Here is a 13,095-nt window from a genome sequence, read left to right as displayed (position 1 = left end):
CAATTTTAATTGCGATTCTCCAAATTTATTTGAAGTTCGCTATTTTTTTACCTTATTAAGAAAGCGGGTGCCCAAATTGTAAAACTTTTTGGACACCCGCTTTTTTATAAAGGAATTATTAATCGATAAATTCGAATTCATATTCAGAAATTTTAACGATATCTCCGTTTTTCGCGCCACGTTGACGTAGTGCTTCATCAATCCCCATTCCACGCATTTGACGTGCAAATCGACGAATTGACTCTTCACGTTCAAAGTTAGTCATTTTGAATAGTTTTTCAAGCTCTTCACCCTTAACGACGAACGTTCCATCACTTTCACGAGTAATCTCAAAAGTAGGTTCTTCTTTTTGATATTTATATAGAACTCGTAATGGTTTGTCTTCCTCTTCGTCATGAAGTGGGAATTCTGGAGTTGTTTCAACTAAATCCGCAACTGTAAATAATAAATCACGTAAACCTTGACGTGTTACCGCAGAAATTGGGAAAATTTGTACTTCATCTCCAACTTGTTCTTTAAATTTAATTAAGTTTTCTTCAGCTTCTGGAATATCCATTTTATTTGCAACGACTACTTGAGGTCGTTCAGTTAAACGTAAATTATATTCTTTAAGCTCTTGATTAATTGTTAAGTAATCTTCATATGGGTCTCTACCTTCAAGACCTGACATATCAATTACATGAACAATTACACGTGTTCTTTCAATATGACGTAGGAATTGATGCCCAAGTCCAACACCTTGATGTGCTCCTTCAATTAACCCTGGTAAATCGGCCATTACAAAACTACGGTTATCTTCTGTTTCTACAACACCTAAATTAGGAACAATTGTTGTAAAATGATATTCAGCGATTTTTGGTCTAGCAGAACTTACAACAGATAGTAATGTTGATTTACCAACACTTGGGAAACCAACTAATCCAACATCAGCTAAAACTTTAAGTTCTAGTTTAATGTTTCTTTCCTTACCTGGTTCTCCATTTTCCGCTATTTCTGGAGCTGGATTTGCAGGCGATGCAAATCGACTATTTCCACGGCCTCCACGGCCTCCTCTTGCAATAATAGCTGTTTGACCATCCATTGTAAGGTCAGCTATTAATTCACCTGAATCAGCATCTGTTACGATCGTCCCAGGTGGTACTTTTACAATCATATCTTCTGCATTTTTTCCATGTTGATTTTTAGACATACCATGTTGACCACGATCTGCTTTGAAATGACGTTTATAACGGAAATCCATTAATGTTCTTAAGCCTTCATCTACTTTAAATACAACATTAGCTCCCCTACCACCGTCTCCACCAGCAGGGCCACCTTTTGGAACATATTTTTCACGACGGAAGGCTACCATACCGTTTCCACCGTCTCCACCTTTTACATATATCTTGACTTGATCAATAAACATAAATCCACCACTCTTTTATTTTTCCATTTTAAATTCGATACTGCACTCTTCTGTCTCACAAAAATATGATATCATTCTAATTTTTGAGCTGTCATTTGATGATGAAACAATCCACTTCAACATATCTTCTTTCTTTGTTAGTTTACCTCTGAAATCAAAAAAGAAACTAACTGTTTTATCATTTATTTCAATTGTTAAACTAACAAAATTTTCCTCATAAATATGTACCCAAGATTCTAGTTTTTCTAAAAAATTTTGAATCCATACTGTCATCACTTCGTCTAAATTTTTAAGCGAACATGGTTCCCCTAAAATTTCATAATCTAGTACAATTGTACGAGGCTTCCAGTTATAGGTAATGATAAATTCTGCAAACTCTGGAATTTGTAACGAACAAATTTTAGCTTCATTCAAGGAATCAGCAACAATTTTCGTAATCGTTTCTTCTAGCTGGTCAGATTGACCTGTGGCCATGTATCCTTTTATTAATTGAATTCGATTTAACCAATCATGACGTGAATGTCTTAATACCTCTAGAACGTCCCATTTCTCCTGCATTGTATTCTCCTATAGGTTTACATTTTGGTATTTATGAAGGTAATTAAAAAGTTAGACTCGGCAATTTGATTGATTATTTTGAAAGTCTCAAACTAGTGTGTAGCTTGTAAAATGCCGAGTCTTTGGAGCATATTGTTTGAGAGGTTACTATAACAACACCTTTTTTATGTTGAATAGCAATTTATAAATAAAAATGTCTTAAGTACAGAAAAACTCTAACCTAAAAGGTTAGAGTTTCTAAGTTAGTTTCTTAAGCTTCTTGAGCTACAGGGTATACACTTACTTGTTTGCGGTCACGGCCTAAACGTTCGAATTTAACTACGCCATCAACCTTCGCAAATAATGTGTCATCTCCACCACGACCAACGTTTACACCTGGATAAATCTTAGTGCCGCGTTGACGGTAAAGAATTGAACCACCAGTTACGAATTGTCCATCAGCACGTTTAGCGCCAAGACGTTTTGACATTGAGTCACGACCGTTTTTTGTAGAACCTACTCCCTTTTTAGAAGCAAATAACTGAAGATTTAATTTTAACATGGTTACACCTCCTGTTTTACTCGTTTATAGTGACATAGTCACCGTAACTTGCAGCGATAGTTTGTAAAGATACGATCATCGCTTCAAGGATAAGTTGCGCTTTTTGCATATTATCTTCATTTAAATCAATCGGTAATTGATACTTCAAGAAACCTTTCTTTTCATCAATTACTGTATTTAATTCGGAATCTATACGACAAATTGCTTCCAAAGCATTTACAGTTCCTATTGAAACTGCTGATATACCGGCACAAACAATGTCAGTCCCAGCATCAGAAAAAAATGCATGTCCACTTATTTTAAAGGAACCTATACGTCCATCTTTTAAACGTTCAATTGTTATTTTAGTCATTACTTAAAATTAAGCGTTGATTTTTTCGATAACAACTTTAGTGTAAGGTTGACGATGACCTTGCTTACGACGGTAGTTCTTTTTAGATTTGTATTTGAATACAAGAATCTTTTTAGCTTTACCGTTCTTTTCAACTTTTGCAGTTACAGTAGCTCCTTCAACAGTTGGGCTACCAACTTTGATGTTTTCGCCACCTACGAATAAAACTTTGTCGAATGTTACAGTTTCACCTGCGTTAGTATCAAGTTTTTCGATGTAGATTGCTTGACCTTCTTCAACTTTGATTTGTTTACCACCAGTTTCAATAATTGCGTACATAATTGCACCTCCTCAATAGTCTAAGACTCGCCACCAATAGGCATGCTAAAAATAGCAATTTAATACCTATTATGCGCGGTTGTAGCACGGGTGCGCTACAAACAATAACATTATGATGTTACCATGACGTATGTCGAATGTCAACAACTACTTCAGTAAATGACTGTTTCTAAATAGCTTGTTATTTCCTTGATCGTACCAGTTCGTACTATATTATAAAATGGTGTTTTTGAAGATATAATTTTCAAACAGATTTTTATAAACATTGCTTTTTCTAGTCTTTGCACATGATTATTCTGATCTCCATTTAACGCTTTTGCGACATCCTCACTACATTCAACAAGTAAAGCCTCAATATCACGACTTGTTGAGAGCTCCCAAAGCGCTCTTTCTAGCTCAAAAACTGTCTGAACTGTGTTTTTTACAAGCCCACTACCATTACATACAGGGCACTTTTGATGTGTTGCTTCGATATGTGAATGAGCTGTTCTTTTGCGTGTAAGTTCAAATAAACCAAGGTCAGAAAATCCAAATAGCTTTGTATATGCTCGATCATTTTTAAAGACTTCCTTTAATTGCTCGCCTATACTTTTTTGCTGTTCAACGGACTTCATATTTATAAAATCAATAATAATCATTCCACCAATATCACGAAGTCTTAATTGGCGAACAATCTCAATTGCAGCTAATTGATTTGTATGATACACAGTTTCTTCACGATTATTTTTCCCGCTAAATTTACCTGTATTTACATCGATCACTGTCATAGCTTCAGTTTGCTCGATTAGAAGAAATGCACCATTTTTTAACCATACAATTTGTTTAAAAGATTTCTCTATTTGTTCTTCAATTTTAAATGCCACAAAAATATTTTCATTTCCTCTATAACTATTTATTTGAAGACCTTCGGGTAAATAATTTTTATAAGCAGCTAAATCATCAATGATTAATTCACTGATTGTATCTTTAGGATGTAATTTAAAAAACTTAGTAAACAAGGAATTCGCTTCCCATACACAAGTGATTTTTTTAAAGCTTTGATTTTTTAATGAATCATAAAATGTTTGAAAGCCTTTTAACTCATTTAAAATCACATCTGATTCAGCATTTTCACATGAAGATCTGAAAATTAGCCCCTCATTTTCACTAGTGTAATCTCGACCTAATGAGTATAATTTATTTCGTTTCGATTCTTTTTTTATTTTATTTGAAACAGCAACTTGTTTTGTAAGAGGGAAATATACTACGTAATCACCAGAGAATTCAAGATTATTTGTAAGCTTAGGACCTTTCTCATCAAACGCATCCTTTATGACTTGAACCAAAATATATTGTCCTTTTTGGAACTTTTTTCTGATTAATTCGTCTTTATTGATTTCAGATTCTTTACCCTCGACTGTATCTTCGAATCTCATGAAGCCATTTTTATTTAAACCTATATTTACAAAAATTGCATTTAATTTCGGCATGACTTCTTGGATTTGTCCTACATAAATATTTCCTACATATGTATTTTGGTCTGCAGAAGAAAACCATTCAACAAGCTGGTCATTTTCAGTTACAGCAATTCTTTTCTCTGAATGTTTTACATTCATAATCACTTTCTTCAAATTCATCTTCCTAACTATATATAGTATCTATCACATTTTATTCATTTAACTAGAAAAAAGCTAGTTAATACAATCTAATTAGTTCGTCTACTCACATGAATATTAGAAATTGAATATTATATTAAGATTTCTCTTACGTTTCTTTTCCTGTATTACCCTTTCTTTTACTTAATCCTGATTTAGATAGGAGCGATTATATGGATATAATTCTATCAATTCTTATTCCAACCGTCCCCGAAAGAATGGGGTATTTAAATAATATTATTAATGAATTAGATAAACAGAGTAAAACACATCCAGTTGAAATATTAGTACTTTTAGAAAATAAAAAAAGAAGCATTGGTGAAAAAAGAAATGTTCTAATTGAGCAAGCAAAAGGAGATTATGTAGTTTTTATAGATGACGATGATCGGATTGAACCAAATTATATTGAATTATTGTGCTCAGCAATCAATGAAACACCAAATGTTGACTGTATTGTATTTGACGTTTTAGTAAATTTTAATAACCAATATTCTAAAGTTTGTAAATATGGGAAAGAGTTTGCACATGGGGAAGATGAAAATTATTATTATCGAAAACCAAATCACTTAATGTGCTATTCAAAAAAGATTGCCTCGGCACATAAATTTCTTAATATCAGTTTTGGAGAAGACGATGAATGGGGCAGACGAGTTTCAAACGATATAATAATTCAAAAAAGAATCCCTTCTATACTGTATTACTATGACTATATTCCAAAAGACTCCTCCTGGTATGTATAGTAAGAAATAAATAAAATTAATAAAAAATGGCCTCACCTAGAGACCATCTTTTTTTGTTTGCTATTGGACTGACTCATATAATTTCAACACTATAAAGATAGCTTCATATCAAGCTATCTCAGTTTAAAGTTTAAAACAAATGAAATTTAACTAATTAATTCTTCAAGCGAATAGGTTGCTTTTTTCTCAGTAAAGTAAGCATGTAATAATTCATTTTCATCTAACATTTGTTGATTTTTTTTATCAACAGAAAAGACGACGTTGTATTTATATCCTTTTTGAAAGTTAGAAAAAACTTGAAATAATTTTGTTTCTTTATTCAAGGAGATCGATTTAATTTTTTGGATATATTGTTTGTTTCCATAAAACCGTTCCATTAAAAATCGTATAACAACAAAATGCCTATTTTTCCACTCACCCCATAAGGAAAAGATTAAAAATAATAGACAAACCCAAATTGTAATATTCATAGGCTGTATGATGATTGTAAGTAATGAGGATAACAATAAAAATACAAATGATGAGTACAAGCTATATATATGAGCTCTAATGAACGGAAAGATCAATGAAAATAACTGATAGACTAATTTCCCACCGTCTAATGGCCATATTGGTAATAAATTAAAACAAAGAATACTAAGATTGTAATTGATAAAAAGCGTATAGAGATTTTCAGGCATTAAATTCATTCGAAATAGGAAGTTAGCGATTATATATAAAGTTAAATGTTGAATGGGGCCAGAGATTGTAACAATAAACTCCTCGTAGGTTGGTCGATTTCCATGTTCATCAAGATCTACAACACCCCCAAACGGAAGTAGCGTAATTTTATTTATTCTCCAATTAAATGAAGTAGCAGCAATGGCGTGACCTACTTCGTGACAGAAAATTATTATTGATACAAACAATACTGACCAAAAATTAGCTGTCATAATACCAATACATGCTATTAATAAATACAGTGGGTGAACAGAAATTTTGGAAGGAAGAGTTAGCCATTTATTCAAATGGAATCACCTGTTTCGGATCTATAAATTTTTCCCCCATTTTAATCGCGAAATAATAAGTACCTAGATTCCCTTCATCATTGGATGATACCGTTCCGATAACCTTTTTACTATCCACTTCATCATAAACTTTTACGTTAGTTGTTCCTAATTTTCCGTACCAAGATTCTGAACCATCGGCGTGTTGAATAATGACCGTATTCCCTAAATTATCTTTCTTTCCTACAAAAAGTACTCGACCTTTTTTGATTGACTCTACCTTTTGGTTAGCTTCAGTTTGAATCAATATCCCTTGGCCGTCCGTTTTAAAGCTTTGAAGTACTTTACCACTTGCAGGAACAGCATAATTATCATTTCCAACATTCTCTTTTTGATTATTTAATTGCGGTAAAAAAGCAATAGGACTTCCAAACCGATCTTCATACCATTTCTGTAATGTAGCAAACTGAAATTCACTTTCATAAACTTGTGAAAGACCATGCCGAACTTGAGATGCCATAGGTGAGTTACTTTTTAAGATGATGGCTAAAGCTAGTACAATAATCGCGCATAATAAACTTCTAAACATAAAGTTAGAGTTATTCATTATTTTCTTACCTTGCTCTTCTACCAAATCATCATAAGTATAAGTGTATCCGCCCTCAGTATTTTGCATTTCTTTTACCGGAAATTTGCTCATCAATTGATTCGGATTTCCCCATTTTTCTTCTTGTTCACGCCGTTTAGCGATCCGCTTTCTTATATCATCTACGCGCTTACTCAAAGTGTCACCTCTCCTCGCAACCTTGTTATTTAATTTATATGAATCTATAGGACAACTTATGAGTAGATAATTTGAAAAGTGGACAAAGGATTAGACAGGATTTTGGAAGTGATTAAAGAGGAAATTTGAAAAATAGAAAAAAGAAAAACACTTCGCTTTTTACGAAGTGTTATCGGATACCAAATAATTTTTTCACTTTAAAGAAAATACTCTTTTCAGTTTCTAAAGATTGTAATGGTACAGATTCCCCTAGCACTCTTCTCGCAATATTTCTATATGCAATAGAAGCTTTTGAATTTGGATTCAACGCTACAGGTTCACCACTATTAGTTGCCTTAATAACGTTTTCATCATCTTGGACAATACCAATTAAATCTACAGCTAACATTGAAGTAATTTCATCAACATCTAAGCTATCTCTATTTTCCATCATATGACTTCTAATACGATTGATTACTAGTTTAGGAGGCTCAATATCCTCTTGATCCAATAATCCAATAATACGATCTGCATCACGAATTGAAGAAACTTCAGGAGTTGTGACAACGATCGCTTTATCTGCACCGGCTACTGCATTTTTATATCCTTGCTCAATACCAGCAGGGCAGTCTATTAATATATAATCATAGTCTTTTTTTAATTCATCAACAAGCTCTCTCATTTGTTCAGGAGAAACAGCAGTTTTATCGCTTGTTTGTGCAGCAGGTAATAAATATAAGCATTCAAAACGCTTATCCTTTATTAATGCCTGATGCGTTTTACAGCGACCTTCAACAACGTCCACTAAATCATAGACGATGCGGTTTTCTAATCCCATGACAACGTCTAAGTTACGTAGGCCGATATCAGTGTCAATTAAGCACACTTTTTTTCCAAACATCGCTAATGCTGTTCCTAAATTTGCTGATGTAGTTGTTTTACCAACTCCACCTTTACCAGATGTAATTACTATAGCCTCTCCCACAGTTACATCATGCCCCTTTCTAACCTTGTCAAACTAGGTCTAAGATGAGTCAGAAATTGTATGCGATCGACAATGATTTGGCTTTCTTCGTTTATATACGCGCATTCCATCTCATTGCCTTCATCACCATAATGATCCGGTGCTCTGTTCATTATGCTGCAAATTCTCAACTGCATTGGTCTCATTATTGATGCCGCAATAACTGCCTCCTTATTACCATTAAAACCGGCATGAGCAGTACCTCTTAGTGCACCCATAATAAAGATATTTCCACCCGCAATAACAGTTCCACCTGGGTTAACATCACCGATTAACAGTAAATCACCTTTCACTTGGAGAATCTGACCGGATCTTACCATTCTACAAATAGGTACAATTTCCTCCCTTTTCATCCATTCAATAGCTTCTTGCTTTGAAATCACATTACTTTCGATTGTTTCAACCACAAGATTATTCTTTTTACGAACAATTGAACGAATAATTTCATCTTGTTCGGGAGATAAAAAACGATTTCCTATTTTTAAACGAACTGCAAGTAAGGGACGATCATTGCTCTCAAACAAGTGGGTAGACAGTCTTTCTTCAATTTCATCTACTAAAATTTGAAAAGAACATGTATCATCGAGGTGCAGTGTTAGACCATCTTTCGTTCCTTTTATTGTAACATATTGTTGCCTCTGTTCCATGATAAGTGTTCACCCCGATTGTATAATTCGACATGCACCCGAAAAAATCCTTTATTTTTCCTCATTATTTTCACTAATCGTTCTTAATAATGATGAGAAAGGATATGCAAAAATTAATATAAATAGTGCATTCAGTAATAATGTCGGAAATAATCGATGATTCAAAAAGTATGTATTATTCATATTAGTAAATCCGAACAACGCATTTAATCCGTATACTAAATATTCTAAGGCTGCTGTCCATATTAAAACAAGAATACTTCGAACGAATAAATTCGCGTAAAGTATTTTAATTGCTTGACTGATTAAAAAGATAAATAACGGAAAAGCAGCTAAATATATACCTATAATCTCTGTATAAACAATATCATAAATGAATCCAAAGATAACACCATAAATAAGTGCCTTCTTCGGATTGTAATATAATGTAATAAATAATAAACCAAAAAATAAAAAATGTGGAACACTTATCGCATTGTGACCAAGAATGTTTGGCGATACAGTTGATACATAAATATTTTCTAAAATAAACAGAAATGTTAAAAGGAGAGGTAAACCATACTTACTCATTTACTAATTACTCTCCTTTCTGTGGCTGATCAATTGAACGCTTAACAGCTAGAACATGATTTATGTCATTAAAATCTGCTTGCGGTTTAATATAAGCTGTTTGTGTTAGCCCATGTTCATCTGGAACAACTTCCTCAACTTTTCCTATCACTAGATTAGCTGGAAAAACACCACCAAGTCCTGAAGTCACAACTGTTTGTCCTTTTTTTACTTTTGCATTTGAAGGAATTCGTTTGAATAATAAAGCTTGTTTCTCAACATCATAACCTTCTATCAAACCAAAAACCGTATCTTTTTGCTGAATTTTAGCAGAAATTCGATTTGTACGATCTGAAGAACTTAATAATTGTACAGTTGATGAAAATTTAGAAACATTTTTAACTTTACCAATTAAGCCTTTAGAAGTGATAACTGCCATTTCTTTTTCAATTCCACTGATCGACCCTTTATCAATGGCAATGATTTGTTGCCATTTATCCGGATCTCTTATTGTAACTGTAGCTTGAAATGTATCATAATCACTTAAGCTTTTTTTGATTCCAATCATGTCTTTTAATTCTTTATTTTCTTTTTCTAATGCTTTCTCACGTACAGATAATTCAACATATTTATCGAGCTTACTTTTCAAAACTTGATTTTCATCATATGTATCTTTTAAGTCTGCCATATTATTAAATAAACCCGCAATAAGTTGTGCGGGCTTATTTAATACTTTTTCAGTCAAACTTACTGTATCTTTAATAAACTGCTCAGGAATTGAAAGATTTCTATTACTTCTTAAAGAATAACCTAGTAGTGCCACTAGTAAGATAATAGCAGCTAAGACAATCATTAAACGTTTATTTTGAAAAAATTGTGGCATTCTTACACCCTCTTATAACAATTCAACTTTTTGTTCTAACGATTTCATGAATGTAATCCTCACTAATTGTAGTGAGGATTACAAATTTTAACTAATCTTCTTATTAAAGAACTTATTTAGTAGTCCATCCTTTTAGAAAACTAGCCAAATTTTTATATTACCAATCAACTATTATCGATATGAAGTGCTTGAAGAAGAATAATTCTTTTTGAAAATATCGATATTATCTAATGCTTTACCTGTACCCATTGCAACACAGTCAAGAGGGTCTTCCGCAACTATTACAGGCATATTTGTTTCTTGAGCAATTACTTTATCAATATTACGAAGAAGTGCTCCACCACCAGTAAGAACGATTCCACGATCAATAATATCCGCTGCTAATTCAGGTGGTGTTTTCTCTAAAGTATTTTTAACAGATTCAACAATTGCTTCTACTGTGTCACTTAAAGCTACTGCAATTTCTTCTCCATGGATTGTAATCGTTTTAGGTAAACCTGAAATTAAATCACGACCACGAATATCCATTTGTTCATCTGAATCAGTTTTAATAGCTGAACCAATTTCAAGCTTTAACTGTTCGGCAGTACGTTCACCAATTGATAAGTTATAGTTCTTTTTAATATATTGGATAATGGCTTCGTCCATATCATCACCAGCAGTACGAATCGATTGGCTAGTAACGATTCCACCTAATGAGATAATTGCAACCTCAGTTGTTCCTCCACCAATATCAACAACCATACTTCCAGTTGGTTCCATAACCGGTAAATTAGCACCAATTGCTGCAGCAAAAGGTTCTTCAATTAAGAATGCATCACGTGCACCAGCTTGTCTTGTTGCATCAATAACAGCTCTTTTTTCAACAGCAGTAATACCTGATGGCACACATACCATTACATAAGGTTTACGTGAGAAAAATCCGTTGCTCTTTTGAGCTTGATCAATATAGTGCTTCATCATTGTTGCTGTTGTTTCAAAGTCAGCAATAACTCCATCTTTCATTGGTCTAGTCGCAACAACGTTTCCTGGAGTACGACCAATCATAAGTTTTGCTGAACTCCCTACAGCAACAATTTGTTTCGTATCTGTTTTTAATGCCACAACAGAAGGTTCTCTAACTACTATTCCTTTTCCTTTTACAAAGACTAAAGTATTCGCAGTACCTAAGTCTATTCCTAAATCACGAGTAAATCCACCTAATCCAAACATATGTATCTTCCTTTCTAAAACGTACAACTTAAATTCATATTTAAAGTATCTATACTATATTCTCTTATCGTTAGTAAATAACAGGTTTTTATCCATAACTTACATTATAAAACAATTAGCTACTAATGAACACCCTTAAACGTAACCTTTTTCTTTTAAACTGACATACTTATGTTCACCAATTATGATATGGTCTAGTAATTCAATTCCAATTATTTTTCCACATTCAACTAATCGTTTTGTTACTTCGATATCTTCTCGACTTGGAGTTGGATCCCCACTTGGATGATTGTGTAAACAAATAATCGAGCTTGCAGATCTACGAAAAGCTTCTTTAAAAACTTCACGAGGATGGACGATCGAAGCATTTAAACTACCTTTAAAAATAGTTTCGCGGGCAATAACTTGATTTTTCGTATTTAAGTATAAACATACAAAATGCTCTTGTTCAAGAAATCGCATTTCATCCATCATATATTCAGCACAATCATCTGGACTTTTAATCATAAATCTTTCGTCATATTGAAGACGGTTAATCCTTTTTCCTAATTCAAAGGTAGCAATTAACTGTACAGCTTTCGCTTCACCGATCCCTTTAATATTTGATATTTCTTCAACAGACGCATTCATTAATAATCTTAGCCCATCAAATTTCAATAAAAGTTCGTTTGAAACTTTTAAAACCGATTCATTTTTTGTCCCAGTCCTTAATAAGATCGCAAGTAAATCCTGGTTAGACAAACTACTGGGACCAAATTTTAACAATCGCTCTCTTGGCCTTTCATCTTTCGGAAAATCTTTAATGAGAAGCGAATTTGACAAAGTATCACCTCAAATCAAAAGTTAAAAATTTAGTTCTCTTAGTTTTTTCTTAACTTTATTGATCGGAAGTCCAACAACTGAATAATAGTCGCCGTCTATTTTCTCTACAAATGTTCCGCCATATCCTTGTATGCCGTAAGAACCAGCTTTATCCATCGGTTCATTAGTATTGATATAATCAATTATTTCTTGATCACCTAGTTCACTAAAGGTAATTTTTGTACACTGATAAAAGCTACTACTTTTACCTTCATTAATAATTGAAACTCCAGTAAAAACCTCGTGTGTTTTTCCAGATAGCATTTTTAACATGGCAAATGCATCTTCTTTTGAGGTAGGCTTACCTAGTTTTTTATCATTATAAGTAACGATCGTATCAGCACCGATTACTACTGCATTTGGAAATTTATTAGATACATCTATAGCTTTTTCTTCCGCCAATTTCATTACAATCTCAGAAGACTGCAAGTTCTGCTCCATTACTTCTTCAACATCACTAGTTTCAATGATAAAAGGGATATTTAACATGCTAAGAAGTTCTTTTCTTCGAGGAGATGCAGAGGCTAATATAAGTTTTTTCATTTCATTCACCTATTATTTTTTTTTAAAAGGAAGGATACATGACTATCCTACCCAAGTAATCACTATAACACAAATTCGA

Annotated in this window: 16 protein-coding genes and 1 other annotated feature; of the genes, 1 reads left to right on the top strand and 15 read right to left on the bottom strand. The window is 33.1% G+C overall.

All coding sequences use genetic code 11. The annotated features are described in order from the left end of the window. Positions 1 to 118 precede the first annotated feature (118 nt). The 6 genes from obgE to CN514_RS11585 all read right to left on the bottom strand — a co-directional run bounded on the left by obgE (position 119) and on the right by CN514_RS11585 (position 4,775). Positions 119 to 1,405, bottom strand: a complete 1,287-nt coding sequence (gene obgE / locus CN514_RS11610) for a GTPase ObgE (RefSeq protein ID WP_098232716.1) — start codon at positions 1,403 to 1,405, stop codon at positions 119 to 121. 15 nt (positions 1,406 to 1,420) lie between these two features. Next, a complete protein-coding gene (locus CN514_RS11605; RefSeq protein WP_098232715.1) occupies positions 1,421 to 1,963 on the bottom strand; it encodes a Spo0B C-terminal domain-containing protein in 543 nt (180 codons plus the stop codon). Between the two features lie 250 nt (positions 1,964 to 2,213). Next, a complete protein-coding gene (gene rpmA / locus CN514_RS11600; protein WP_025672162.1) occupies positions 2,214 to 2,504 on the bottom strand; it encodes a 50S ribosomal protein L27 in 291 nt (96 codons plus the stop codon). 16 nt (positions 2,505 to 2,520) lie between these two features. After that, on the bottom strand, positions 2,521 to 2,856 hold the full coding sequence (locus CN514_RS11595; RefSeq protein WP_098232714.1) for a ribosomal-processing cysteine protease Prp: 336 nt from the start codon (positions 2,854 to 2,856) through the stop codon (positions 2,521 to 2,523). A 9-nt stretch (positions 2,857 to 2,865) separates the two neighbouring features. Further along, entirely contained in the window at positions 2,866 to 3,174 is a 309-nt protein-coding gene (gene rplU, locus CN514_RS11590) for a 50S ribosomal protein L21 (protein WP_025672164.1), read from the bottom strand. A gap of 13 nt (positions 3,175 to 3,187) precedes the next feature. Next, positions 3,188 to 3,265: a sequence feature (ribosomal protein L21 leader region), on the bottom strand. Between the two features lie 61 nt (positions 3,266 to 3,326). After that, positions 3,327 to 4,775, bottom strand: coding sequence for an Rne/Rng family ribonuclease (locus tag CN514_RS11585; RefSeq protein WP_286141644.1), 1,449 nt, complete (start codon positions 4,773 to 4,775; stop codon positions 3,327 to 3,329). A 206-nt stretch (positions 4,776 to 4,981) separates the two neighbouring features. Between CN514_RS11585 and CN514_RS11580 the strand changes: the two genes are divergently transcribed. Further along, complete coding sequence (locus tag CN514_RS11580) at positions 4,982 to 5,548, top strand: glycosyltransferase family A protein (protein WP_098232712.1); 567 nt, start codon at positions 4,982 to 4,984, stop codon at positions 5,546 to 5,548. Positions 5,549 to 5,694: 146 nt separating this feature from the next. On the opposite strand, the gene CN514_RS11575 is transcribed toward CN514_RS11580, so the two are convergent. The 9 genes from CN514_RS11575 to CN514_RS11535 form a co-directional block, all read right to left on the bottom strand. Beyond that, entirely contained in the window at positions 5,695 to 6,555 is an 861-nt protein-coding gene (locus tag CN514_RS11575; RefSeq protein ID WP_098232711.1) for a site-2 protease family protein, read from the bottom strand. Next, positions 6,548 to 7,318: a M23 family metallopeptidase gene (locus CN514_RS11570; RefSeq protein WP_098232710.1), complete on the bottom strand. Its 771-nt coding sequence runs from the start codon at positions 7,316 to 7,318 to the stop codon at positions 6,548 to 6,550. Before CN514_RS11570 ends, CN514_RS11575 begins: the two co-directional genes overlap by 8 nt. A gap of 169 nt (positions 7,319 to 7,487) precedes the next feature. Beyond that, a complete protein-coding gene (gene minD, locus CN514_RS11565; RefSeq protein WP_088014421.1) occupies positions 7,488 to 8,282 on the bottom strand; it encodes a septum site-determining protein MinD in 795 nt (264 codons plus the stop codon). A 2-nt stretch (positions 8,283 to 8,284) separates the two neighbouring features. Further along, entirely contained in the window at positions 8,285 to 8,971 is a 687-nt protein-coding gene (gene minC / locus CN514_RS11560) for a septum site-determining protein MinC (RefSeq protein WP_098232709.1), read from the bottom strand. A gap of 48 nt (positions 8,972 to 9,019) precedes the next feature. Beyond that, positions 9,020 to 9,538 (bottom strand): rod shape-determining protein MreD, encoded by a 519-nt coding sequence (gene mreD / locus CN514_RS11555; protein ID WP_098232708.1) that lies wholly within the window; start codon positions 9,536 to 9,538, stop codon positions 9,020 to 9,022. Positions 9,539 to 9,545: 7 nt separating this feature from the next. Next, positions 9,546 to 10,400, bottom strand: a complete 855-nt coding sequence (mreC, locus tag CN514_RS11550; protein ID WP_098232707.1) for a rod shape-determining protein MreC — start codon at positions 10,398 to 10,400, stop codon at positions 9,546 to 9,548. A gap of 171 nt (positions 10,401 to 10,571) precedes the next feature. Further along, positions 10,572 to 11,612, bottom strand: a complete 1,041-nt coding sequence (locus CN514_RS11545) for a rod shape-determining protein (RefSeq protein WP_098232706.1) — start codon at positions 11,610 to 11,612, stop codon at positions 10,572 to 10,574. Between the two features lie 135 nt (positions 11,613 to 11,747). Further along, a complete protein-coding gene (gene radC, locus CN514_RS11540; protein ID WP_098232705.1) occupies positions 11,748 to 12,434 on the bottom strand; it encodes a RadC family protein in 687 nt (228 codons plus the stop codon). A gap of 21 nt (positions 12,435 to 12,455) precedes the next feature. Further along, positions 12,456 to 13,016, bottom strand: coding sequence for a Maf family protein (locus tag CN514_RS11535; RefSeq protein ID WP_098232704.1), 561 nt, complete (start codon positions 13,014 to 13,016; stop codon positions 12,456 to 12,458). Positions 13,017 to 13,095: the final 79 nt, after the last annotated feature.

The organism is Bacillus sp. AFS001701 (genome assembly GCF_002559405.1).
GTDB lineage: Bacteria > Bacillota > Bacilli > Bacillales > Bacillaceae_G > Gottfriedia.
This window is presented reverse-complemented; position numbering and strand designations above follow the sequence as displayed.